Origin of the sequence: Rhodobacter ferrooxidans, assembly GCF_000176015.1 — a bacterium.
In the GTDB taxonomy this organism is placed as follows: Bacteria; Pseudomonadota; Alphaproteobacteria; order Rhodobacterales; family Rhodobacteraceae; genus Pseudorhodobacter_B; species Pseudorhodobacter_B ferrooxidans.
On the sequence record NZ_ACYY01000017.1, the window covers coordinates 24,364 to 48,785 of the forward strand.

Genomic DNA, 24,422 nt, shown 5'->3' on the forward strand with positions numbered 1-24,422 from the left:
GGGTCGCGACCGAACTGGGGTGGGCGCCATCGCGCCCGCCTGGGGGCGGGTCGGGCGCGGCCCGGGGACTTGAGGCCCCGGGCGGGAATGATCCTTGACGCAATGTCTGTGGCAGCCGAAGAAACCGTAGGCCGGGGTTCACCCCGGCGTCCCCGTAACATGGCAGAGTGAACCCGCCCACCCGAAGGAGACGTAGCATGGACCACTTCACCGGCGGCTGTCTCTGCGGCAAGTTGCGGATCGTGGCATCCGGCCAGCCCTACCGGGTCGGCATCTGCCATTGCCTTGACTGCCGCAAGCATCACGGCGCGCTGTTTCATGCCTCGGCGATCTTCCCGGCCGATGCGGTGACGGTCACGGGCGAGTCCCGCGACTATCAGGGGCGGTATTTCTGCCCCGATTGCGGCTCGACGGTGTTCGGGCGCAGTGGCGACGAGGTCGAGGTGAACCTTGGTTCGCTGGATGCCCCCGACCAGTTGCGCCCGACCTACGAGCTTTGGACCCTGCGCCGCGAGGGCTGGTTGCCGGCGTTTCCGGGCACGAAATGCTTCGACCGCAATCGCGATGCCACCAGCCGCTTTGAGCCGTAACAAAGGGTTGCTTCCGCCCGTCTGCACCCTGGCCGCCGCCGCGCCGAAAGCCCGAGCATGGCCCGAAGGCCGCAGGCGCGGAAAATGCACCGCTGCGGCGGCACGAAGGTTTGCATTTGCCGCCGGGCAGTCTAACAGGGGCGCAGGGAGGGCTGAACGAGGCGGCCCATGAGCGAGATCGGTTTTTCCATACTCCTGCTGTCCGTGGTGGCCATTCTTGGCCTGCTGATCGGGGCTGTCCGGGTCCGGGGCGTCGGCCTCGGCATTGGCGGCGTGCTGTTCGGCGGCATCATCGTCGGGCATTTCGTGCATCAGGGCGGCTGGGAGATCGACGCCGACGCCCTGCATTTCATCAAGGAATTCGGCCTGATCCTGTTTGTCTATACCATCGGCAATCAGGTCGGCCCGGGCTTTTTCGCGTCCTTGCGACGAGCCGGGCTGCGGCTGAACGCGCTGGCCGCGGCCATCGTGCTGCTGGGGGCGCTGACCACACTGGCGCTGCACTACGGCTTTGGCGTGGCCCCCGAGGTGCTGCTGGGGGTCTATTCGGGCGCTGTCACCAACACGCCGTCGCTGGCCGCCGGGCAGCAGATCCTGTCGGAACTGGGCCAGACGCCGGAGACCGTCAGCCAGTTGGGGCTGGGCTATGCCATGGCCTATCCCTTTGGCATCCTTGGGATTCTGCTGACCATGTGGCTGATCCGCATCGGTTTCGGCATCCTGATCCCGGCGGAAGCCGCGGCCAGCGAGGCGGAAAGTGGCGTCGGGCGGGCCAAGCTGTTGTCGGCCAACGTGGCGGTGCGCAACACCAACATGGACGGCATCACCTGCGCCGAACTGGCCATCCTGATCGGAGACGGGGTGATCTGTTCGCGGCTGAAATCGGCAGGTGTGCTGAAGGTGCCGCAGCCCAATGTGACGCTTGCTGCGGGTGACGTGCTGCATCTGGTCAGCTCTGACCCGGCGGCGCTGCACCGGGCCACGCTGATTGTCGGCGAAGAGGTCGAGGAGTCGCTTTCGACCAAGGGCACCAACTTCCGGTCGGAGCGCGTGGTGGTGACCTCGGAGGCGGTGCTGGGCAAGCGCATCAACGACCTGATCCAGAAATCGCACGGGCATGTGGTGGTGTCGCGGCTGCACCGGGCCGGGGTGGAGCTGGTGGCGCAGCCGGATTCGGTGCTGCAATTCGGTGACATCCTGAACATCGTCGGCCCGATCGAAGAGATCGACCGGCTGGCACCGCTGCTGGGCAATGCCTCGGCCAAGCTGAACCATGTGCAGATGTTGCCGATCTTCATCGGCATCGGTCTGGGCGTGCTGCTGGGATCGCTGCCGATCCCGTTTCCCAACCTGCCCGCGCCGCTGCGGCTGGGGCTGGCGGGTGGGCCGCTGATTGCCGCCATCCTGCTGGCACGCTTGGGCAATTTCGGTCGGCTTTACTGGTTCATGCCGCCCAGTGCCAACCTCGCGCTGCGCGAGATCGGTATTGTGCTGTTTCTGGCGGTGGTGGGCTTGGATTCCGGCAAGGGTTTTGTTGCGACGCTGACCGAAGGCGGCGGGCTGGCCTGGATCGGTTACGGGATCGTGATCACGCTGGTGCCGCTGTTGGGGGTGGGCTATTTCGCCCGCCGGGTGCTGCGGATGAACTACCTTAGCCTGTGCGGGTTGCTGGCGGGCTCGATGACCGATCCGCCGGCGCTGGCCTTTGCCAATGCCGTGCATCCCGGCTCGGGCACCCCGGCGCTGGCCTATGCCACGGTCTATCCGCTGGTGATGTTCCTGCGCATCCTGTCGCCGCAGATCATGGCGATCATCCTGCTGTTCAGTGGCTAGGCCCGGCACGCCGCCGCAACACCCCCGTGCGGTCGTTGCTGGCATCAGCCGCGCCGTGGCTGCTGCAAACCGCGCCTTGCCAATCCTGCCCGGATCGCCTTAACAGAAGAACGGGCTTCGGGCAGCAGGTGTTGCCAAAGCCATCTGGCAGCATGAGTCCCGGGTGCCAAAGGGTGCCCCACCGTTCGAAAGGTGAAGCCCGCGATGGATATTCTGGCCTTTTTCGGCGTGCAGGACCGGGCTGAACTGCTGTGGGTGTTGCTGGGGCTTTGCGCCCAGATCGTGTTCGGCCTGCGGTTCATCGTGCAATGGTGGGTTTCGGAAAAGGCCGGCCGGTCCACCGTGCCGTTGGCGTTCTGGTATCTGTCGCTGGTGGGCGGTGTGCTGATGCTGGCCTATGCGATCTATCGCTGGGATCCGGTCTTCATGCTGGGGCAGGCGCTGGGGCTGGCGGTCTATGTGCGCAACCTGGTCCTGATCCACCGCCAGCCGAAGGAAGATGCTATGGCGCCGTCGGAGCCTTGAGGCGATAGATCAGAAAGACGCTGGTATCCGCGACCTTTGTGGCGGTGGCGTCAAGATGGGCAATCAGCGCCGGATGATGCTCGGTGAACAGCCGACCCTGGCTGTCCTTGGCATTCTTCGCCACTCCGAACCACACCGCCCCTTGGGCATGCAGGTCTTCCAGCACCGCGATGGCCTCTGGCCCGTCATTGCCGAAGGTGGACCAATCGGCATTGCCGCCACCCGGGGGAAAGACCCAACCGCGACCGCGGCTGTAATAGACGGCAATCGGGTCGCCGACTTCGGGGGCCACTGTGATGATCAGATCTGCGGGTGACATCAGGCGTTGCAATTCCTGCCCCAGCAGTCTGGCCTCTTCGGCCTGCGGATCCTTCATCCGCGCCACCAGCGGCAGCGTGGCAAATCCGGTCATCGCCACCAGCATCAGCACCATCCGCAGCGCCCCCCGGATCGACCGCAGGCTGTCGCCGCCCTGGCCGATCAGCCGTACCACCGCGCGCCCGCAGAACATCGCCACCGGAACGTGCATCATGTGCAAATTCCATGGGTTCGACGAAATCTCCTTTGCCGCCAGAAGGTAGATCAGCACACCGGCAACCAGCCAGATCAGCGGCACCAGCGTCAGCGCCGGCTCTTTGCCGAACTCGTCATGGGTCGGAATTTTCCAAAGACCGATGACCAGCAAGGCAAGGAACGGGTAGCCATAGAACCACCAGACCGAAAGGTTCCACAACGATGGAAAAAAGAAAGCATTGGCCATAAATTCGGCCAGCCCCAGGTCCCAGACATAGCCGCTTCCCGCAACATGGAACGGCGGGTAATGGGTGCCCAGATAGATCGCCCAGGCATACCAGGCGACAATGGCCGTCAGGCTGGCCGCAACCGCGATCACGGTATGCAAGGCAAGCCGCAGGTGCCCCGCCTTCGCCAAGGCAACGGCAAGCATGGCGATCACCAGTCCGGCCCCCAGGCCCGGCAGCTTTGACAACACCCCAAGCGTGAAGCTGACCGTCGCAATCACCAGAACCGCACGCGCGCCGAACAACCAGTAGCGCAGATACATCCACACCCCCAGCGTGACCAGCGCCAGCATGGCCGGGTCTGGCAGGTAAGAGGTGTCGATCATCACCGCCGCCGGCAGCAGGGCATAGCACAACGCGGCGGCATGGGCGTGGCGTTCGTCCCAGATCAGCGCCGTCATCCGGTGCAGCGAAAACACCGTGACCATGCCGAACAGCATCGCCAGACCGCGACCGAACCAGTCATGCCAGCCGAACAGCGCCTGCAGGATGGCGACGGCATAGCTGAACAACTGGAACTCGCGGCCCTGATAGCTGGGGCCGGGGCCGGTCCAGCTGACTTCGGGGAACAGGATGTTCCAGCCGCCGGTGCGGAAGTTGTCCGACATCATGGCGGTGCTGGCCTCGCGCCAACTGAACACGTCCACCAGCGGCTGCGTCACATGCCAAAGCCGCAAGACCGCCGCCAGCGCCATCACGGCAGTCAGGATGACAAGATCGGCAAGCGGCACAGACGTCAGCCCAAAGGCCGCACGCAGATTGGAACCAGGAGTCGCGCGTTCGGGAAAAAGCTCTGTCACGCCTGAACCCCTGCCGAAACGGCATCCTCGAAATTGACTGTCCGTCGCACAGCGTAATGGGTCTTTTTCTCGGTGGTAAAGTAGATCCTGGCCAGGATTTCACCAATCAGCCCCAGGCTGAGCAATTGCAGACCGGCCAGCCAGGACACGACCGACAGCATCAGGAACGGGTTTCCCGTCATGTCAACGCCGCCAATCACCTTCATCAGCACCAGCACCACCAAAGTCAGCACCGCCACACCGAAACTCGCCAGCCCCAGCCCGCCGAACAGCCGCATCGGATGTGCCGAATACTCCAGCAGGTATTTGACCGTCAACAAATCCAGCAGCACCACCAGCGTGCGGCCGATGCCGTATTTGGTGACGCCCGCAATCCGCTGGCGGTGATGGGTCTCGATTTCGAAACACCGCGCCCCGCGCTGATGCAGCAGGATCGGAATGAACCGGTGCATATCGCCGTAAAGCTCGACCTCCGACAGAATGTTGCGCCGGATGGCTTTCAGCGTGCAGCCCAGATCATGAATGGGAAACCGGGTGGTCCGAGAGATGATCCAGTTGGCAATCCGCGACGGCAATTTGCGGCTGATCATCGCGTCCTGCCGATGCACCCGCCAGCCGTGAACCAGATCGTAACCTTGTTCCAGTTTGGCGATCATCGGTCCGATATCGGCCGGATCATTCTGCAGGTCGCCATCAATGGTGATCACCACATCCATGGATGCCGCGTCAATTCCTGCCTTCATCGCCGCCGTCTGGCCGTAGTTGCGGCGAAAGAAGATCAGTTTCACCCGTTGATCGGTGGCAGCGATCGCCTCAAGCGCCGCGGCGCTGCCGTCTTTGGAACCATCATCAACCAGAATGATCTCGAAGGGCTTTCCAATGGGCGTCAACGCCGCCGTCAACTCGGCGTAAAGGCGGTCGATATTGCCGATCTCGTTGTAGATCGGAACCACGACCGACAGACCACCAACCTGATCGGGATTTTCATCGCCGGCTGCGCCGACATGAACCGGGTGCACAGCTTGCAGTGGCGCGTAATCCCTTGATTTCTCTTTCAAGTAGAGACTCCCCGCCTTTTTCGACATGCCTGCGCAATCATAGCCGGATTGGCCTCTCAAATCGATTCGAAATGCAAACATCAGCCGCCGCGAGCGTCGATTTCCGCCGCAGCATCGGGGTGCCGCCTGCGCACCCGCCCACCAGCGGTGCCGGGCCGCGGCTGGAGGCGAAAGCCGCCGCCCCGAACCTGCCGCTGCACGGCAAGGCCATCGGTTGTGGCCGGGGCATGGTCCGGGGGGAAATCGGCGCGAAAAGCATTGGCTGCGGGTAAAGAAAAGCCAAACCCGCTCTGCCACAAGTTGCGAAAACCATTTAAGTTTCGCGCAAAACCTGTTCAAACAGGCCAGCCACCGACCGCAACCATCACGCCTGCGAACCTGCCACCTCAAGGATGCTCATGTCTTGGATTGATCGCAGACTCGATTGCATGGATAGCCAAATGCGCGACGTGCTGACCGGGGCTGCCTTGGCCTTTGTGCTGCGTGGGCTCGGGGCTGGGCTGGCCTTTGCCCTGAATGTGGTGATCGCCCGGATGCTGGGCGCCGAAGGCTCGGGGCTGTATTTCCTTGCGCTTTCGCTGACGATGATCCTTTCCGTGATTGCACGCCTGGGGCTGGACAACACGCTGCTGCGCTTTGTGGCCGCCGCGGCGTCGCGGCAGGATTGGGGGCGCGTCAAGGGCGTGCAGCGGCTTGGCATGCGAGTGGCCATGGCGGCCGGTCTGGGTCTGTCGCTTCTGTGCTATGCGCTGGCGCGACCGGTATCCGAAGGGCTGCTTGACCTGCCGGGACTGGCGACGCCGCTGCGCTGGATGAGTTTTTCGGTGCTGACCTATTCGGCCATGTCCTTGCTGGCGGAAAGCCTCAAGGGGTTGAAGCATGTCCGCGATTCGATGCTGGTGTCGGGTGTGCTGTATCCGCTGTTCGCGCTGGTGCTGGTCTGGCCATCCATCCGGCTTTTCGGCACCGAAGGCGCCAGCCTTGCCTACGCGCTGGCCACCGGGCTTTCCGCCCTGACGGGATGGCTGATGTGGAAAGCGGCCTTGGCACCACAGGTCGAAGCCGCCAAGCCGTTCCCGATAAGCGAAATGTGGGCAAGTTGTCGGCCGCTGTGGGTGGTCACCGTCGTCAATGGCGCGGTGGTGCCCTGGTTGCCGTTGCTGCTGCTGGGATATTGGGGAAGCGCCGAAGATGTCGGGATTCTGGGGGCCGCCACCCGATTGGTCACGGTGCTGACCTTTTTCCTGGTTGCGGTGAACACCGTGCTTTCCCCGAAGATCAGTGCTTTGGCCCAGGATGGCGAGTTCCAAACCCTTGGCCGCATCGTGCGACAGTCGGCGTTTATGGTGATGCTGGCCGCAAGCCCGGTTTTCGCGGTTTTTCTGCTGTTTGGCGCGGCAACCATGTCGGTTTTCGGGCCGGATTTCGCGCAAGGAGGCGGGGTTCTGATGATCCTGACGGCCGGTCAATTGGTCGCGTCATTCCTTGGTCCGGGCGGGTTTGTTCTGGCGCTGAGCGGATGGGAATCAAAGGTGCGCACTGCGGCGTTGATTTCGGCAGTTTCCATGATCTTCCTGAGTCTGGTTCTGATTCCGCAATTTGGAATGACCGGTGCGGCGCTGGCATCATCGGCCGGGCTTGTGATTGACCGGATCGGTGGCGCCTATTTGACACGCAAGCACCTTGGATTTCATTCTCTGGCGATCCCCGAGATATTGGTAAAAAGGTTGCATGCAGAATGATCATGGAAATCCTGTCGTACATTTTGATTGTCGAACCGGAACGCTGGTGAGGTCGGAAACAATATGAAAATTCTGATGATCCTGTACGGGAAGTCCATTGGCGGCGCCGAGCTGCAATTTCTGGAATTAGCGCGCGAATTGGCCAAGCGGCATCAAGTGAAGCTTATAAGTCTTGGTGGAAGCGGCGCTCTGCAAGATCCGCTTCCCGGGGTGGAGGTCAAGGTTTACCACTACAAGCGCAAGGTGTCTGCGCTTTGGGGGTTGTTTCGGGCCTGGGCGGGAAATCTGAATCATGACGCCAAGGCGATTGTAACAACCTCTGTTTTTGGCAACGCACTTGGACTGTCGTTGAATTTCAGTAGAAACGCGCGCCTGGTTTCCATGCAAACCGTATCGAAGGCGATAAGATTCCCGGAGCTGGATCGGTTTGTGCTGCGGCGCTTTGACGTGCTGGTCGCAGGAAGCCGGGATATTCGCGATTTTTTGCTTGGCCACGGCCAAGACCCTGCCCGAATTGAGGTTGTCAATAACTGGGTCGATTTTTCGAGCCGGAAAATCACGCTGAGCTCTGCCGAGGCAAGGCAAAAATTTAATTTCGGGGCGGATGACGTGATCCTTGGATGCATCGGCCGGATGCACCCCCAGAAGGCGCAAGAATACTTGATCCGAGCATTCCGGATACTGAAACCTCTGAATCCCGAATTACGACTCGTGCTGGTCGGAGAGGGGCAAACTCTCGAACGGATGCAGGCAGAGGCCGCCGATCTTGGAGACGCGGTTGTTTTCGCGGGAACCATTGTTGGTGATGACTACAACAACATTCTGAATATGTTTGATATCTATGTCCAACCCTCGCGGTTCGAAGGTCTGCCGCGGACCTTGCTGGATGCGATGCATATGCGAAAGCCGATTGTCGCGACTGCGGTAAATGGCAATCTCGATGCTATTCGGGATGGCGACAATGGCTTTCTGGTTCCGGCTGAAGATCCACAGGCATTGGCTGCCGCCATTCAGAAGCTGCTGAACGATCCCGCTTTGGCGTCAGGACTGGCTGACCAGGCGTATGAAGATACGATTGCGAATTTTGAAATGGTCAAGCAGTTGCGACGCATTGAACAGCTTTTGAGCTAGAGGGGCAGATGGTTGTTTTTTGCGCACTGAGTGCGGTACTGTTCCAGTTGTTTGCCTTGGCGCGGCTTCGCAAGAGTTTCTATTTTTATATTTTCATTCTGCCGTTTCTTCCGGCTTATATCGCCATTCCATTTTCCGATGGAGGAGCTGGAATTTCATTGTCGCGCATGTTCACGTATTCTGTTTTCCTTTCAATTTGTGTGACCGTTGTTTCGAGCCCCAAATTCTGGGCTGAAACTTTCGGCCGGATGCTTCGTTGGCGCTTCTTTCTTCCGCTTTTGGCTGTCGTCTTCACAGCTAAACTTGTCTCCAGTATTCTGAGCGAGCAGCCTGTTGCCTTGCTATATTGGCTGGATGAGGTTGTGGCTGCGTTCATAGTCATTTTACTGGCAGCCAAATACTTGAACTCTGTTGTCGCACTTGAAAAGATGTTCAAGTTGCTTTTGGTCGCGTTCTTGATCCAACAGGTTCTGGCGGTTGCGGATTTTTCAATGGGACGCCCGCTCTTGCTTGGTTTGATAGATGTCAGGGTCAGCACTGTCGGAACTGACATTCTTCAGGGTTTTGAACGGGATGGAGTCTATCGGTCAATTGGGATGTTTGATAATCCGCTTTCTCTTGCAGAATACTCCATTCTTGGATTTGTCTTTATGATCGGTTTTTCAGCGGTTTCCAAGTCTGGGCGCAGCATGATCCTGCCGTTGAGCGTCGCAACTTTGGTCCTTTCCTACATTGTCACGCAGGCGCGTTTTGTGCCGATTTCCATTGGCTTTTCATTACTCATGAGTCTCATCGTTTTTCACGGGTTTCGCTTCAATATTGCAACGCGCCCTTTTTTCTACGGCTTGCTGGCGCTTGTGGTCAGTATCTTGAGCACGCTTGTCTATTTCGCAATAAATGACGTTCACAGGCTTCTTGAGATCACGTCGATTTTTAACTTCAATGGTGAATCCGGCACGGCGAGCATCATATCGCGGGCCAGTCAGTATCAGCTTATTCCTGCCGAGATTCTTGGCAATTCGACAGGTGGCTTGCTGGGTGAGGGAATGAAAAGTGATATCGTGGAACGTCTTGACGTGCGATTGGACAACTACTTTCTCAGGACATTGATCGAAGGTGGCTTGATCGCCATGGTTGGCTTTGGCTTGTTGCTGGCCTTGGTGATCCGGCAAGCGGCGTCTCGCGAAACCTACAAATACATCTCCGATCCAAGGATCAAGCAGATCCGGTTCTTCTTCGTCTTGTTCTTCATCACATTTACCTGCAACAAGTTCTTTCTCTCGATGCCGTTCAACAACTACTTTTTCTATCTGTTTTCGGGCGCGCTCATCTCCCTTGCGTCCCCCAATCCGCAGCCCAACGTGATGAAGGGAATATAGCCCATTGCGCATACTTCTTGCTCATAACAACTATACAGTCCAAGGCGGAGCAGAGGTGTTCTTCCATGAAGTAGCCCGGATGCTGCGGGCCAATGGCCACGAGGTGGCGATGATGTCCTGCGCCGAACCAGGGCTGGATGCGGCGGGCGTTGAGTTTTTCCCCGAAGCAGTCGATTACCGGAATGGCGGCATCATCAAGCGGGTGTTGAATTTTCCAGGCATGATTTACAACCGCGGAGCCAAGGCAGCAATGGCCCGGCGGATTTCCGAGTTCTGCCCCGATATCGTTCACGCCTTTGCAATCTATGTCCGACTGACCCCCGCAATTCTGGAAGCGGCGAAAGAGGCAGGTGTGCCCGTTGTTTTAAGTTGCAATGACTACAAGCATATCTGCCCGAATTACAAGCTTTTCCATCACGGCAAGATTTGCGACGATTGCAAGGGTGGTCATTTTTATCAGGCCTTGCGCAACCGCTGTTGCCACGATTCCGTTGCTTTCAGTGCCGCCAGCATGGTCGAAGCCTATGTGCAGGACGGCCTTGATATCTGGCGCCGAAATGTCCACACGTTTCTGTTTGCCAGCAAGTTCATGGCGGAGAAGACCGAAGAATTCTGGGGCAAGGGGCGGGTTCGGATTGATTTTCTGCGCAATCCGTTTGATGTGGCCAGGCACGAGATTACCCCGAATGTGGGCGACTATGTCCTGTATTTTGGCCGATTGATCGAGGAAAAGGGCGTCGATGTGCTGCTGGAGGCGGCGGCGCTGGCCCCCGATGTGCCAATTGTAATTGTGGGCGATGGGCCCGATCAGGCCCGGTTGAACGCGCGGGCTTTGGGGCTGGCCAATGTGCGGATGGTCGGTCCGGCCTGGGGTGACGATCTGGCGCAATACCTGCACGGCGCGCGGGCCGTGGTGGTGCCGTCGCTGTGGCACGAGAATTTTCCCTATGTCATCTTGCAGGCCTTTGCGGCGTCGAAACCGGTGATCGGGTCATCTCGGGGCGGGATTCCGGAAATGATCGGGGATGCGCGCGGCTGGACCTATCAGGCATCGGATGCCACCGCCCTTGCCACGGTATTGCGGCAGGTTGTTCAATTGCCCAACCAGAAAATTGCAGAAATTGGCGCCGACGCATTGACCTTTTTGCGCGAAGAGCTCAGCGATGACTCTACCTACGAGCGATTGATCGCGATATATCGGAAAGCACTGGCATGATAACCTTGGTGATCGGTGGAAGCGGATTCATCGGATCGCATCTTGTGGACGAATTGTTGGCGGCCGGCCACCGCGTCCGGGTTTTCGACCGCAGTCCCGAGCGGTTTCGCGCCGCATCGGCCGGGGTCGATCTGGTGCAGGGCGATCTGGGCGACACCGCGCTGCTGGCCGAGGCGCTTTCGGATGTCGGTCAGGTTTTTCATCTGGTCAGCACCACGGTGCCCGCGACATCCAATCTTGATCCGGCGGCCGATATCCGGGGCAACCTGATCAATACCGTGAGATTGCTGGAGCTTATGCGGGCCGCCAAGGTGCGGCGGATGGTCTATCTGTCCTCGGGCGGCACGGTTTACGGGATTCCGCAAACCGATCCGGTGGCGGAAACCCACCGCCTGCAACCCATCAGTTCCTATGGGATCGTCAAGGTCGCGGTTGAAAACTATCTGATGATGGAGGCTTACCTGCACGGCCTGGAGCCGGTGATCCTGCGTGCCTCCAATCCTTACGGGCCGCGGCAAGGGCACGGCGGGGTGCAGGGTGTCATCGGCACCTTCCTGTGGAAAATTGCGCAGGGCGACCCGATCCAGATCTGGGGCGACGGGTCGGTGGTGCGCGATTTCATCCATGTGCGCGATCTGGCCCAGCTTTGCGTTCTGGCGGCGGAAACCGGCATTGTCGGCACCTTCAACGCCGGCAGCGGCGCGGGCCATTCGATCGCCGAGGTGGTGGACACCATTGCCGCCGTCACCGGGCGCAAGATCGTGCCGTTGCGCAAGGAAGGCCGCGGTTTCGATGTGCCGCGCGTTGTGCTGGACATCAGCGCCATCCGCGCCACCACCGGCTGGGCGCCGACCATTCCGCTGCAGGACGGCATTGCCGAGACCTGGGCCTGGGTTTGCCGCCAGGGTGTCATCTGACATGTGCCGCGGGTTTGTCGGCACGGGTGGAAAGGCAGACTGATGGTCGCGCAGATTGACCAGACCTATATCCGCACGCGGCCATCGAAACTCTGGCCGCGCCTGCTGGCCTATGCGCTGTTCGAAGGACGTCCGCTGACCACGCGGGCAAGGTGGATCAACCCGTTTATCCGGGCAGAGTTCGCGCTTTTCCGGCGGTTGCCGACCATGCAGGCCTGTCCGGCGCCGGTGTTCATCATCGGCACCGGGCGCAGCGGCACCACCATTCTGGGCATCGTTCTGTCGATGCACCGCGATGTGGGCTTTCTGAACGAGCCAAAGCTTTTGTGGCATACGGTCATCGGGTCCGAGGATCTGATCGGCAGCTATGGGCGCGGGGCCGCACGCTATCGTCTGGCCGCCGCCGATGCGACGGCTGAAGCAAGGTTGGCCGTCGAACGGATTTACGGGGCTTATCTGCGCCTTGGCCGGTCACGTCGCCTAGTCGATAAATATCCCGAAATGATGTTCCGCGTGCCCTTCCTGCGGGCGCTGTTTCCCGATGCGCGGTTTCTGTTCCTGTCGCGCGATGGCTGGGATACCTGCAGTTCGGTCGGCCAATGGTCCAGCCAGCACGGCACCCGGGTCAAGGGCGAGACCCATGACTGGTGGGGGGCAGACCAGCGCAAATGGCAGCTTCTGGTGGCGCAGATCATTCCCGGCCATCCCGATCTGGCCCCGCATGCCGCGGCGCTGCGCGATCTTTCCGACCATCAGGCGATGGCGGCGGTGGAATGGATCGTGACCATGCGCGAGGGGTTGCAGCAGATGCACGCGCATGCCGATGCGGTGATGCATGTGCCCTACGAGGGGCTGTGCCAGCGGCCTGTCGAAACCGTGCGGCGGATTGAAGCGTTTCTTGGCCTGCCCGCCGATCCGGTGTTTGAAAGCTATGCGGCGGCAACTCTTGCTCCCGCAAGGCCGCGCGCCAGATTTGCCTTGCCCGCCTTCCTGATCGAGCCTTTTGACGCGACGCAGGCGGCCTTGCGGCAAGCGCAGGGCGCGCCATGACCCGCATCGCCATTCTGGGCACCGTGGGCGTTCCGGCCAGCTATGGCGGGTTCGAGACCCTGGCGGAAAATCTGGTGCGCTACGGCGGCCAGCATGCCCCAAGCGACGATCTGCTGGTTTATTGCAGTGCAAGGGCCTACCCGGACCGGCCGCCGCGGTTCCTGAGCGCGCGATTGCGCTACATTCCGTTGCAGGCCAATGGCGCGCAAAGCATCCCCTACGATGTCTGGTCGCTGTTCGATGCGGTCGCACGGCGGGCGGATGTCATCGTGCTGCTGGGGGTATCGGGGGCGCTGGCGTTGCCGTTTGTGCGGCTGGTGTCGCGGGCAAGGATCGTGACCAATATCGACGGCATCGAATGGCAGCGCGCCAAGTGGCAAGGCCTTGCCCGGCTGGTGTTGCGCCTGTCCGAGCGGGCAGCGGTGCGGTGGTCGCATGCGGTGATTGCCGACAATCAGGGCATCGCGGATCATGTCCGCCAGACGTATCAGGCCGACTGCCAGGTCATCGCCTATGGCGGCGATCATGCGCTGGCCACGGTGGCGGACGGGTTTTCCGACGGCGACCCCGGTGGCCGCTACGCGTTGGCGCTGTGCCGGATCGAGCCTGAAAACAACGTCGCAATGATCCTTGAGGCCTTCGCCGCAATGCCCGATCAGCCGCTGGTCTTTGTCGGCAACTGGAACAACAGCGCTTATGGCCGGGCCTTGCGCGACCACTTTGCCCGATGCGCCAACATCCGGCTTTGCGACCCGGTCTATCGCCCCGGAAAACTGCGGGCCTTGCGCGACCGGGCCTGGCTTTACGTGCACGGCCACTCGGCGGGCGGCACCAACCCCTCGCTGGTCGAGATGATGCATTTCGCCATTCCGGTGCTGGCGCATGGCTGCAATTTCAACCGCTTCACCACCGAAGATGCCGCGCAGTATTTCCTGACCGCCAACGAACTGGCCACCGCGGTTCGGGCGCTGGACGCGGAAACGGCGGCGGTCATCGGCCAGCGCATGTCAAGGATTGCCCGGGCGCGATACACATGGGAGAAAGTCGGCGAGGCGTATTTCAGATTGATCCATGGTTTGCTTTGATCCAGACGGCAAACCTGGGCTGGACGGTCGCCCGCCACGAACCTATCAGGCCGCAAGGCGACAGCCCGCAGACAACGAGTATCCCGATGCAGATCGAACCCACTGCCCTTGCCGATGTGATGATCCTGACGCCTGCCCGCTTTGGCGACGCGCGCGGCTGGTTCAGCGAGACCTGGAACGCGGCGCGGATGGCGGCGGCGGGGCTGCGGGCGGATTTCGTGCAGGACAACCACTCGATGTCGGCCGCGGTCGGCACGCTGCGCGGCCTGCATTTTCAGGCGCCGCCGCATGCGCAGGACAAGCTGGTGCGCTGCACCCGTGGGGCGATTTTCGATGTGGCGGTGGATATCCGCCGCGGCTCGAAGGGCTATGGCAAATGGGTCGGGGTAGAGCTGACGCCGGAAAACCGCCGGCAGTTGCTGGTGCCGAAGGGGTTTCTGCATGGTTTCGTGACCCGGCTGCCCGACACCGAGGTGCAATACAAATGCTCGGATTTCTACGCCCCCGATTGCGATGGGGCCGTGCGCTGGGACAGCGCGGCGCTGGCCATCGACTGGGGCCTGGATTGCCCGCCGATCCTGTCGCACAAGGATGCGCAGGCGGTGGATTTCGCCGATTTCTCCAGCCCCTTTGCAGAGGTATGAGGCCATGAAGATCCTCGTCACCGGCGGCGCCGGGTTTATCGGATCGGCCGTGGTGCGGCTGGCGGTGGCGCGTGGCCATGCGGTGATCAATCTGGATGCGCTGACCTATGCCGCCTGTCTGGACAACGTGGCCAGCGTGGCGGGGTCGAACCTCTACAGCTTCGAGCAGGCCGATATCCGCGACCGCGCGGCGCTGGACGCGGTGTTCGCCCGGCACCGCCCGGATGCGGTGATGCATCTGGCCGCCGAAAGCCATGTTGACCGCAGCATCGACGGGCCGGGGGATTTCATCTCGACCAACATCACCGGCACCTACACGCTGCTGGAGGCGGCGCGGGCGTTCTGGACCGCTGCCGGGCGGCCCGCCGGGTTTCGCTTTCACCACATCTCGACCGACGAGGTGTTCGGCACGCTGGGGCCGACCGGCCAGTTCACCGAAGACACGCCCTATGCGCCCAACAGCCCCTATGCGGCCAGCAAGGCCGCTTCCGACCATCTGGTGCGCGCCTGGTCCGAGACCTACGGCCTGCCGGTGGTTCTGACCAATTGTTCCAACAATTACGGCCCCTTCCACTTTCCCGAGAAGCTGATTCCGGTGGTGATCCTGAACGCGCTGGCGGGCAAGCCGATCCCGGTTTACGGGCGCGGCGAGAACGTGCGCGACTGGCTGTTTGTCGAAGATCACGCCGATGCACTGCTGTGCGTGCTGGAACGCGGCGCGCTGGGGCGCAGCTACAACATCGGCGGCGAGAACGAGGCCCGCAACATTGATCTGGTGCGGATGATCTGCTCCCTGCTGGACGAGATGCACCCCGCAGGCGCGCCGCACGACCGGCTGATCCGCTTTGTGACCGACCGTCCGGGGCATGATGCGCGCTATGCCATCGACCCAAGCCGCATCCGCAACGAACTGGGCTGGCGGCCCTCGGTGACGCTGGAACAGGGGCTGCGGCGCACCGTGCGTTGGTATCTGGACAACCCGGGCTGGTGGCAGGCCTTGCAGGCGCGGTCAGGCGTCGGTCAGCGGCTGGGGGTCGGCGCATGAGGCTGCTGGTGTTCGGCCAGACCGGTCAGGTGGCGCGGGAATTGCAGCGGCTGGCACCGCAGGCGCGGTATCTGGGCCGCGACGCGGCTGATCTTGCGCACCCCGAAACCCTGGGCGCCATCCTGCGCGCGGCAGCGCCCGAGGCCGTGATCAACGCCGCCGCCTATACCGCGGTGGACCGGGCCGAGACCGAGCGTAGCGAGGCCCTGTTGATCAACGGGCAATCTCCCGCAGCCATGGCCGAGGCCTGCGCCGCCCTTGGCGTGCCCTTCGTGCATATCTCCACCGACTATGTGTTCGACGGCTCTGGCGTGCAGCCCTTCCGGCCCACCGACCCCACCGGGCCGGTAAACCACTATGGCCATAGCAAGCTGGTGGGCGAGGCCGGGGTGCGGGCAAGTGGTGCCGTGCATGCGGTATTGCGCACCTCGTGGGTGTTTTCCGCCCATGGCACGAATTTCGTGAAGACCATGCTGCGGCTGGCGCAAACCCGCGACCGGCTGACCGTGGTGGCCGACCAGCACGGCGGCCCGACCCCCGCCGCCGCCATCGCCCGGGCCTGCCTGACCCTTGCGCAGACATTGCGGGATGATCCGGCCAAGACCGGGGTCTACCATTTCGCGGGCGCCCCCGACACCACCTGGGCCGGTTTCGCCCGCGAGGTGTTTGCGCAGGCAAGGCTTGCGGTCGCGGTCGAGGATATCTCGACCTCGGCCTTTCCCACCCCCGCCGCACGGCCGCTGAACTCGCGGCTGGATTGCACATCGACCGAAACCACCTTTGGCCTGCCGCGCCCCGACTGGCGCGAAGGCCTGCGCGACGTATTGAAAGAGTTGGAGGTTCTGGCATGACCGCACGCAAGGGCATCATTCTGGCAGGGGGGTCGGGCACCCGGCTTTACCCGATCACGCTGGGTGTTTCGAAGCAGCTTTTGCCGGTCTATGACAAGCCGATGGTGTATTATTCCCTTAGCGTGCTGATGCTGGCGGGCATCCGCGACATCGCGGTGATCACCACGCCCGAGGATCAGACGCAGTTCCAGCGGCTGCTGGGCGACGGTGGCCAATGGGGGCTGCGGCTGACCTATATCGTGCAACCCTCGCCCGATGGTCTGGCGCAAGCCTATATTCTGGCAGAGGATTTCCTGGACGGATCGCCCTCGGCCATGGTGCTGGGCGACAACATCTTTTTCGGCCATGGCCTGCCGGAACTGCTGGCCGAAGCCGATGCCAAGCCCGCTGGCGGCACGGTGTTCGGCTACCGGGTATCCGACCCCGAACGCTATGGCGTGGTGGATTTCGACGCCACGGGCCGGGTGCGCGCCATCATCGAAAAGCCCGCAGTGCCGCCGTCGCATTACGCGGTGACCGGGCTTTATTTTCTGGATGGCGAGGCCCCGGCGCGGGCGCGCAAGGTCGAACCCTCGGCGCGCGGGGAACTGGAGATCGTCAGCCTGCTGGAAAGCTATCTTGACGAGGGTCGGCTGGAGGTCAAGCAACTGGGCCGCGGCTTTGCCTGGCTGGACACCGGCACCCATGGCAGCCTGCTGGACGCCGGCAATTTCGTGCGCACGCTGGTGCAGCGGCAGGGGCTGGAAATCGGCAGCCCCGACGAGATCGCCTTCCGCAACGGCTGGATCACCGCCGCCGAACTGGCCGAACGCGCCCGGATTTTCGCCAAGAACGCCTATGGCCAGTATCTGGACGGCATTGCGAACGACTAGGCAGCCTTCGAAGGCAACCCGTGCGCGCCAAGGTCGTCAGGCATCCGACCCGTAGTAAGAACCGTATTTGCCGCTGTAATAGCCGCGCTTGCCCTTGACCACCTTTTCATGGCTGAGAACCCCGATCAGTTCCACATCCGGCGCCATGGTTTCGCGGATCTGCTGGGCGGCCTCGCGCACTTCGCTCTGGGTGGTGGTGCCGTGGCGCACCACCTGCACCACCACATCGGCAAACCGGGCCAGATAGCGGGTATCGACAATCGGCAGAAGTGGCGGCGAATCCAGAATGATGATGTCGAACCCGTTGCGGGCGGCCGTCAACACCTGCTTGAACGGCCGACTGTTGAACAACTGATCGGTCGGCTCTGTGCTGCGCCCCCCGGCGGTGACAACCAGCAGCGGGCTGAACGGGTCATAGACCGGAACGATCGGCGCGGCGGGATTGGTCTCGGTGGCGCGCAACAGATCCACCAGGCCGACGTCGGTGGCCACGCCCAGATAGGTCTGGATCGCCGGTTTGCGCAGGTCGGCATCAATCAGCAGCGTTTCGCAACCGGCCACGGCATAGGTGCGCGCCAGCGACAGCGCCGTGGTCGATTTGCCTTCCGCCGGCAGCGCCGAGCACACCAGGATGATCTTGCCGCCCGGTTCGGCATTTGGGCCACGCGTCGCGTCCAGATCGCACAAGGCAAGGTCGAGGGTCGAGCGCAGCTTGCGGAAGGTTTCGGAATAGGGCGACAATGGCGCCCCAACGATCAGATCGGAAAACACTGCCTTTTCAGCCGATTGCGGCAGGCTTGGTACCGACACCGGCACCTTGGCTTGCAACACGTTGCGCAACTGGCCCGCCGAGGTGATGCCACCGATGAAATACTCGTTCAGAAAGGCCAGCGCGGTTCCCAGGCAGATGCCACCAGCCAAAGCCAGCACCAGCAGCAGCTTTTTCTTGGGCCAGGTGGCATCAAAGGGGGGCAGGGCTTCCGAAACCACCCGTGCATCGGCGATCTGGATATTGGCCAGCGCGCCGAAATCCTGCACCCGCGCCAGGAATTGCTGGTACTGGTTGCGCGCCACGCTGGCGCTTTGCTGCAGATCGAACAACTCGGCCAGCACGGTCGATGACAGATCCGAGGTCATCAGGGTTTCGCGCAACGCATCGCGGGCGGTTGTCGCCTGGTCGCCATACTTGCCAACCTCGCTGCGCAGACCGGCCAGCGCGACATTGGATTGGCTGGCCAGATCGGAATCAATCTTCGACAAGGCCGCGCGCAAATCCACCTCGGTGGCCGAACCTGCCGCCGCCTCTTGCAACTGCAAGGCCAGATCGGCGCGCTGTTTGGCCAGCTCCGCCAGGGCGGCATCGCCCAGACTGCTGGACACGGCGTTCCAGTCGCCCTGGCTGATCGCGCCCTGCAAAGTTTCCAGCGTGCCAAGAGCCGACCTTTGCGCCGCCTGTGCCGTTTCAAGGTTGTGGCGCATCGCCGCCACATCGGCGTTGCCGCTTTCGGCCTCCAGCCGCGCCAGATTGCTTTCGATGAAGCCGTTCAGCCGCTCTTCCGAGGCCGCAAGTTCGGTCTGTGCCGTGGCAAGCTGACGGCTGAGAACGTCGCGCGCCGCAACCGAGCTGTTGATCTTGGCCGCCACCTGGCGCTGGATATAGACCTGCGCCGTCGCGTTGGCCAGGCTGGCGGCGCGCTTGGGGTCTTCGGAGGTGACCGACACCGCCACCAGATTGGTCAGCGCCCGGCGGCGCGCATCCAGCGCGGTCTGGAAGGCACGCAGGGTGGCACTGGCCAGCGCCTCGCCCTCGTCCTGGGTGCTGGGGGCAAGCCCGACGATCTGCCGCAGCCGGGCCGACGACAGGTCCAGCCCCAGTGCCAGACCGATCTTTTCGCGCAACCCCAGTTGCGGGCCGAATTCCGGGTCGCTGACCAGCCCCACCCGTTCGATCACCGCCAGCGCCGTGGCTGACGAGTTCAGGATTTCAACCTCGCTGTCCACCTTGGTGTTGATCGCGGCACTTTGCATGCCGTCGGAATTGCTGGTGTCCAGCAGGTTGGAATTGCCGGTGTCGATCTGGATCAGCACCGTGGCCTGATACTTGGGCGTTGCCGTCAGCAGATAGGCCAATGTGGCCAACACCACCACCAGAACGGTGATGCCGATCAACCGCCTTTGACGCCGCAGAATTGCAATGTTCTCGCGCAGGTCAATTTCATCCGGCTGCAACGGCAACTCCTCGACGCCTTGAAAAACCGGGCGAAACCCAATGCGTTGCACCCTCTGGGGTCTTAGCAGCATATCGGGACAGCGCAAAGAATCTTATCGCCAAAGCTGAACGCAACGCCCCTGCGTTCAATCCCAAAGTGTGGACTGGATCACCACCGGGTCGGTGCCTTCCAGCAACCGCACGGCGCTGAGCACGCCGGTCAGGTAAGCCCCGGTATCGACAGCGATCCTGTCGGTGCCGACCTGCGGTGCCGCAACGATGACATGGCCATGCACCACCGTTCGGCCATCGGCGTTGCCTGCTGCGTGGTCGTCCATGCGCCCCCAAAGCAGGGTTTCCAGCGGCTGCCGCTCTGGCCCGGCGGTGCGGTCAAGCGCCGCATGCACCAGAGCATAGCGGCCAAAGGTCAGCCCGGGTTGCAGGTTCGCCAGGAAATCAAGATGGGCTTGCGGGATATGCGCCGCCAGCGCCTGCACAAGCCGCCGCTCTGACAGGCTTGCCATCTCGGCCGGCCCCAGAGACAGCCCGTAGGACAGCAGCGTTTCAAAGCCGCCGAACTCCAGCCAGCGTTGATACCTTTTCGGTTTGTCCAGAAAGGCCAGCATCATGTCTTCGTGGTTGCCCTTCAGGCAGATCCGGGTCAGGCCCGCGGGCGGCGGCATGGTCAGATGGTCCAGCAGCGCGGCAGCATTGTCGCCTCGATCAATGACATCGCCCAGAAGCACGATCACCGCCGGGCCGCCAAAGCCCTGGGCATCCTGCAACAGCCGCTGTTCAAGGCGGCGGTAAAGCCCGGCGCATCCATGCACGTCACCCACCGCATAAACCGGCCGACCCCCGGCATCCAGCGCCGCCAGCGCCACGGTATCGCCACGGGCATGTGCCTGCCCGCCACGGCCAAGCACCGCGTTCAGCCAGGACCGCAGGGCTGCGGCTGTCATCGGGTATCCTCTGCTGCGCCGGTCTCGCCCCGGTGACGCGCCATGCCAAGCGCCAGAATCGCCAGAAACAGGAACAGGTTGGCCGAAATCTCCAGACTGAAATCACCCAGCGAATGAAGCCCCGCGGTGATCAGCACGCCAAGTGCTGCCACCGGCTGCGCGATCAGGCTGGTGCGGCGGCGAAAGTTGCTCAGGCAGGCCCGCCCGGCGACCAGCAGCGCCAGCAAGGGCAGGCTGCCGACCAGCACCCCCATCTCGGCCCACAGCGTCAGGTAGGTGTTGTGGCCCAGATTGATCTCGGACAGGTTGACCAGCGGCGGGGCGCGGAACATCTCGAAGGCCGGGGCAAAGGCGTCCCAGCCAAAGCCGGTCAGCGGCCTTGTGGCGATCATCCCCAGCATCTGGCGGTAGATATCCAGCCGGGTGCCACTGGCGCCTTCCAGATACACCATCCGCTGCAACACGCCGGTGCCTGCCAGGCCAAAGGCCGCCACGGCCGCTGCCCCGCACAGCACGGCCGTCTGCACGATCAGCCGCCTGCGGCGCAAGGTGCGGCGTGCCTGCATGACGCCGAAGGTGAAGATCGCCCCGGTCAGGCTGGCCAGCAGGCCCAGCCGCGATTGCGTGGCCACCAGCGCCAGCAGGATGATCCCGACCAGCAGCCAAAGTGCCGCGCTTTCCAGGCTTTCGGCGTTCAGCAGCGGCTGTCTTCGGCTGTGGCGCAGACGCGGGCGGCCGCGCCGCTCCATCAGCAGGGCAGTGCCCAGGCACAGGCCGAACCCCAGGAATATGGCAAAGGAATTGCGGTTCACAAAACCGCCGGTGGCCGCGCCGGGGCTGAACAGCTTCTTGCCCCAAAGGCTGGTGTCGCCCATGAAGTTCAGCAGCACCAGCCCCAGCACCGCATGCGCAGCGACCCCCAGAAACAGCGCAAAGCTGATGCGGCGGATGCGATCGGGTTGACTGGCAACCTCCAGCATCAGCACGAAGAACAGCCCCGAAATCACCGCCCGCACAGCGCCGATCAGGCTGGAGCCGGGGGCCAGCGACAGCGTTTGCAGCGGGCTTGCCAGCAGCGTGGCCGCCCCATCGGGCAGGGCGCGCCATGCCTGGGGCAACAGGCCCGCGATCGGCAGGGCCTGCAACACGGCAAAAACCGGCACGGGCAGCAACAGCGCCAGGATCAAGCGGTGATTTCTGGCCCGCAAGGGTCGGTCGGCGGCAATGCGGTGGCCTGCCCAGAAATACCAGGCCGCCACCGGGCCGATCACCAGCCCCCAGATCATCCACCACACCGGGCGGTTGGAGGCCAGCGGCAATGGGGCCAGCAACACGATGGCCACCAGAACAACGGCCAGCCGGTCGTTCAGCCGGGAAAACGGCCTGACAACCCCAGAGGACTGCCGAACCCGCAGCCGGCCTTCGCCCTGTTGCGCCAGCGCCGCGCCGGTTTCCGCCTTGTGGCCCGCCGCGAGGTCCGGGTTCGCTGTCGCCATGTCAGGGCTCTCCTGTCATGGCCGAAGGTGCCGGTTTCGCCAATCGCCGCAAATGGTCCAGAAACGCCGCTTGCGCCGAACCGGGCAGGTCGCGCAGCGCCGCCTCGATCAGCGGCGGGCGGCGGACTGATGCCGCGTAGAGTCTGGCGACCGGCAGGCTGCCCCAGTCGGTTGCCAGCACAAAGCGCAGATCGCGCGCCAGTGCGGCCTGCGCGGTTGGATCAAGGTCTGGCGGGCCAAGGTCAGGTGCGCCAAGGTCTGAACGGCCAAGGTCTGAACGGCCAGAAAGCCCAAGCTCGATCCGCCGCAGTGCCTGCCAGCCTTCGGTCGGGGCGAAGGCCTGTCCCTGCACCAGTGCCGCATCCCGCGCCACGGCGTCCCCGCGCGCGGATGCTGCCTGCGCCGCCACAAGGTGGGCCATGCCGAAGGTCGGTGACATCTGTAAGCTGTCCTGCGCCAGCGCGTCACAGGCGCGATGCACCCCGCTGCGCGCCGGGCCCGCCTGCAACGCCAGCAACAGCGACACCTGCATTTCGACGCAGGTCGCCAGCAGCGCCTTCTGCCCGCTCCAGGTCAGCGGCAGCGGCACCGGCAACCGTTCGGCCGCCGTCTGGGCCAGAGCGGTCACGTTGGGGGCGGCGCCGGCTATGGCAAAGATCGCGCCACCATACTCGCGCCTCACCCCAAAGGCCGATGCGGCCGTGACAACAAGCGACAGGATCAGAAGCATTGCACGCAAGAGAACTGCCCTTCGAATGGAAGGTGCCGGACCGTCCGTTTTCATGCGGCACCGGATTTCAGCACTGCCCGTCTTTGCGCCCTATTTCAAGTCAATCATTGATTGGCATTGATTGGCGCGCTGCCTTGTGCAGAAATGGCGCAGGCTTCCGGCCTTTGGCGGGGTTTTCATCAATCGCCCCAAGGTTGCGGCTTTCTTTGTCTGTCAACCAAGTGTATAGTTTGCAGGCTTGTTTGAAGCGAGAGGTCGGTCATGAAAAAATTCCTTCTGGGCACCGCATTGTGCCTTTCAACTGTTGCTGGTCCCGCAGCTTATGCCCAGACGGCGCTATTCGATGCGGGTGCCATTGCTGCGGCCTGTTCGGGGCAGGGTGCCAGTTGCCTTTCGGTGATCGCGCAAATCGTCGCGGCGTTGCAGGCGGCCGGCCTGCCTGCCGATCAGTTGAACTCGCAGTTGGCCGCCGTGGCCAATGCGGCGCTCGATGCCGCGCGGGCGGCCCCGACACCCGAGATATTGGCCGCCGTGGCCGCAGGGCTTGAGACGGTCGCCGCAGCCTCCAGCGATCCGGCGCAGGCAGCCGCGCTGCAGGCGCTGGCCAGCAATGTGGCCGCAGGCGACATTCCCAACCCGACGGCTGTCGCCCAGCAGCTGGAACCGGTCAGCGGCGCCTGACCTCGGGGCGCTGCGCAATGGCAGAAGCCGGGCCTTTCCAAGGTCCGGCTTTGCTGTTTCTGGTGGCCTGTCAGATCACGACCACCGCGGTCAGCTACATTCGCGCGCACCAAGCCGGATCGCCTCGGACCCCGAGATCTGGTAGATGCCGACCGTCACGTTGCGGGCTTCGGCCATGAACCACCGGCGCAGCATCGGCGGGTAGTGGCTGGCCATCACGTTGGACCAGTGTTCGAATTCGGCAGGCGGCAAAGCAAGCCCGTAAATGTCCGACTGCGGCCCGTGGAACCCCAAAGTGGCCGAGCGTTGCACGCAGGTTTGCGGCAGCCCCAGATAAAGGGTGCAGGACGACGAACATTGTCCCCGGATTTCAACCGGTTGACCAGAGCGTTGCAGCGCCGCCAGCTCTGCCATCCGCGCCTCCAGCACGCCACCCAGGTCATGGGTAATCACCAGCCGGGGCTTTTGTGCCGCCTGCACCGGCTGCGGGGCCAGGGCGATGCCGCCAACCCCCGCTGCGATCACAGCACCCATCAATTGCGCCGCAATCCGCCGCCCAAGGCGGACCGGCAAGCCTGCGGGCTGCCTTGTTTTCAGAACAACAGAAGACGCAAGCGCCCCAAGCGCCTGTTTCAGAACCAGCAATGTCATTGGACCCACCCTTGGCATGAACGACGGCGCGTTCTGCGCGGCTCGATGCGACACCCCTTGTCGTCGATGGCTCAGGGTAGGTCGGGCAGGGCTAATGGCAGGTTAGTGCACCGTGGCGGAATTGCGGCGCTTGACTAAAATGAATCCGGGCTGCT

General features: G+C 62.7%; 23 protein-coding genes. 16 read left to right on the plus strand and 7 right to left on the minus strand.

Annotated features, from left to right (window positions below):
• The first annotated feature begins 197 nt into the window (after nt 1-197).
• The 3 genes from RSW2DRAFT_RS12465 (at nt 198) to RSW2DRAFT_RS12475 (ending at nt 2,948) form a co-directional block, all read left to right on the plus strand.
• On the plus strand, nt 198-590 hold the full coding sequence (locus RSW2DRAFT_RS12465) for a GFA family protein (RefSeq protein ID WP_008031502.1): 393 nt from the start codon (nt 198-200) through the stop codon (nt 588-590).
• Nucleotides 591-758: 168 nt separating this feature from the next.
• On the plus strand, nt 759-2,423 hold the full coding sequence (locus RSW2DRAFT_RS12470; protein WP_008031504.1) for a putative transporter: 1,665 nt from the start codon (nt 759-761) through the stop codon (nt 2,421-2,423).
• 204 nt (nt 2,424-2,627) lie between these two features.
• The gene (locus tag RSW2DRAFT_RS12475; protein ID WP_008031506.1) at nt 2,628-2,948 is read left to right on the plus strand and encodes a lipid-A-disaccharide synthase N-terminal domain-containing protein; all 321 of its coding nucleotides are present in this window, start codon (nt 2,628-2,630) and stop codon (nt 2,946-2,948) included.
• On the opposite strand, the gene RSW2DRAFT_RS12480 is transcribed toward RSW2DRAFT_RS12475, so the two are convergent.
• Both RSW2DRAFT_RS12480 and RSW2DRAFT_RS12485 read right to left on the minus strand, forming a co-directional pair.
• Entirely contained in the window at nt 2,926-4,548 is a 1,623-nt protein-coding gene (locus RSW2DRAFT_RS12480) for an ArnT family glycosyltransferase (protein WP_008031508.1), read from the minus strand. The genes RSW2DRAFT_RS12475 and RSW2DRAFT_RS12480 overlap by 23 nt on opposite strands.
• Nucleotides 4,545-5,606 carry a glycosyltransferase family 2 protein gene (locus RSW2DRAFT_RS12485; protein ID WP_198008104.1) on the minus strand — a complete coding sequence of 354 codons (1,062 nt, stop codon included), beginning with the start codon at nt 5,604-5,606 and terminating at the stop codon, nt 4,545-4,547. Before RSW2DRAFT_RS12485 ends, RSW2DRAFT_RS12480 begins: the two co-directional genes overlap by 4 nt.
• A 71-nt stretch (nt 5,607-5,677) precedes the next feature.
• Here RSW2DRAFT_RS12485 and RSW2DRAFT_RS12490 point away from each other — a divergent pair, with 71 nt between their 5' ends.
• The 12 genes from RSW2DRAFT_RS12490 (at nt 5,678) to rfbA (ending at nt 17,538) form a co-directional block, all read left to right on the plus strand.
• A complete protein-coding gene (locus RSW2DRAFT_RS12490) occupies nt 5,678-5,878 on the plus strand; it encodes a hypothetical protein (protein WP_040672157.1) in 201 nt (66 codons plus the stop codon).
• Between the two features lie 168 nt (nt 5,879-6,046).
• Nucleotides 6,047-7,348 carry a lipopolysaccharide biosynthesis protein gene (locus RSW2DRAFT_RS12495; RefSeq protein ID WP_040672158.1) on the plus strand — a complete coding sequence of 434 codons (1,302 nt, stop codon included), beginning with the start codon at nt 6,047-6,049 and terminating at the stop codon, nt 7,346-7,348.
• 63 nt (nt 7,349-7,411) lie between these two features.
• Complete coding sequence (locus RSW2DRAFT_RS17195; RefSeq protein ID WP_008031512.1) at nt 7,412-8,479, plus strand: glycosyltransferase family 4 protein; 1,068 nt, start codon at nt 7,412-7,414, stop codon at nt 8,477-8,479.
• An 8-nt stretch (nt 8,480-8,487) separates the two neighbouring features.
• Nucleotides 8,488-9,858, plus strand: a complete 1,371-nt coding sequence (locus RSW2DRAFT_RS12505; protein WP_008031513.1) for a hypothetical protein — start codon at nt 8,488-8,490, stop codon at nt 9,856-9,858.
• Nucleotides 9,859-9,913: 55 nt separating this feature from the next.
• Nucleotides 9,914-11,074, plus strand: a complete 1,161-nt coding sequence (locus tag RSW2DRAFT_RS12510; protein ID WP_008031514.1) for a glycosyltransferase — start codon at nt 9,914-9,916, stop codon at nt 11,072-11,074.
• Nucleotides 11,071-11,991 (plus strand): NAD-dependent epimerase/dehydratase family protein, encoded by a 921-nt coding sequence (locus RSW2DRAFT_RS12515; RefSeq protein WP_008031515.1) that lies wholly within the window; start codon nt 11,071-11,073, stop codon nt 11,989-11,991. Before RSW2DRAFT_RS12510 ends, RSW2DRAFT_RS12515 begins: the two co-directional genes overlap by 4 nt.
• A 42-nt stretch (nt 11,992-12,033) precedes the next feature.
• Nucleotides 12,034-13,041, plus strand: coding sequence for a sulfotransferase family protein (locus RSW2DRAFT_RS12520; RefSeq protein ID WP_008031516.1), 1,008 nt, complete (start codon nt 12,034-12,036; stop codon nt 13,039-13,041).
• Nucleotides 13,038-14,126: a DUF1972 domain-containing protein gene (locus RSW2DRAFT_RS12525; protein WP_008031518.1), complete on the plus strand. Its 1,089-nt coding sequence runs from the start codon at nt 13,038-13,040 to the stop codon at nt 14,124-14,126. The genes RSW2DRAFT_RS12520 and RSW2DRAFT_RS12525 overlap by 4 nt, the downstream gene beginning before the upstream one ends.
• An 86-nt stretch (nt 14,127-14,212) precedes the next feature.
• Nucleotides 14,213-14,770, plus strand: a complete 558-nt coding sequence (gene rfbC / locus RSW2DRAFT_RS12530; protein ID WP_008031520.1) for a dTDP-4-dehydrorhamnose 3,5-epimerase — start codon at nt 14,213-14,215, stop codon at nt 14,768-14,770.
• A 4-nt stretch (nt 14,771-14,774) separates the two neighbouring features.
• Complete coding sequence (rfbB, locus tag RSW2DRAFT_RS12535; RefSeq protein WP_008031522.1) at nt 14,775-15,815, plus strand: dTDP-glucose 4,6-dehydratase; 1,041 nt, start codon at nt 14,775-14,777, stop codon at nt 15,813-15,815.
• The gene (rfbD, locus tag RSW2DRAFT_RS12540; RefSeq protein WP_008031525.1) at nt 15,812-16,666 is read left to right on the plus strand and encodes a dTDP-4-dehydrorhamnose reductase; all 855 of its coding nucleotides are present in this window, start codon (nt 15,812-15,814) and stop codon (nt 16,664-16,666) included. The genes rfbB and rfbD overlap by 4 nt, the downstream gene beginning before the upstream one ends.
• Nucleotides 16,663-17,538, plus strand: coding sequence for a glucose-1-phosphate thymidylyltransferase RfbA (gene rfbA, locus RSW2DRAFT_RS12545; protein WP_008031527.1), 876 nt, complete (start codon nt 16,663-16,665; stop codon nt 17,536-17,538). Before rfbD ends, rfbA begins: the two co-directional genes overlap by 4 nt.
• 36 nt (nt 17,539-17,574) lie before the next feature.
• On the opposite strand, the gene RSW2DRAFT_RS12550 is transcribed toward rfbA, so the two are convergent.
• From RSW2DRAFT_RS12550 to RSW2DRAFT_RS12565, 4 genes are all read right to left on the minus strand, one after another.
• The gene (locus RSW2DRAFT_RS12550) at nt 17,575-19,767 is read right to left on the minus strand and encodes a Wzz/FepE/Etk N-terminal domain-containing protein (protein WP_008031529.1); all 2,193 of its coding nucleotides are present in this window, start codon (nt 19,765-19,767) and stop codon (nt 17,575-17,577) included.
• Between the two features lie 126 nt (nt 19,768-19,893).
• Complete coding sequence (locus tag RSW2DRAFT_RS12555; RefSeq protein WP_008031532.1) at nt 19,894-20,709, minus strand: metallophosphoesterase; 816 nt, start codon at nt 20,707-20,709, stop codon at nt 19,894-19,896.
• Entirely contained in the window at nt 20,706-22,205 is a 1,500-nt protein-coding gene (locus tag RSW2DRAFT_RS12560; RefSeq protein WP_008031533.1) for an O-antigen ligase family protein, read from the minus strand. Before RSW2DRAFT_RS12560 ends, RSW2DRAFT_RS12555 begins: the two co-directional genes overlap by 4 nt.
• Before the next feature lies 1 nt (nt 22,206).
• Nucleotides 22,207-22,944: a hypothetical protein gene (locus RSW2DRAFT_RS12565; protein ID WP_156790710.1), complete on the minus strand. Its 738-nt coding sequence runs from the start codon at nt 22,942-22,944 to the stop codon at nt 22,207-22,209.
• A 252-nt stretch (nt 22,945-23,196) separates the two neighbouring features.
• Between RSW2DRAFT_RS12565 and RSW2DRAFT_RS12570 the strand changes: the two genes are divergently transcribed.
• Entirely contained in the window at nt 23,197-23,616 is a 420-nt protein-coding gene (locus tag RSW2DRAFT_RS12570) for a hypothetical protein (protein ID WP_008031537.1), read from the plus strand.
• A 90-nt stretch (nt 23,617-23,706) separates the two neighbouring features.
• On the opposite strand, the gene RSW2DRAFT_RS12575 is transcribed toward RSW2DRAFT_RS12570, so the two are convergent.
• Entirely contained in the window at nt 23,707-24,267 is a 561-nt protein-coding gene (locus tag RSW2DRAFT_RS12575; protein WP_008031540.1) for a hypothetical protein, read from the minus strand.
• Nucleotides 24,268-24,422 lie beyond the last annotated feature (155 nt).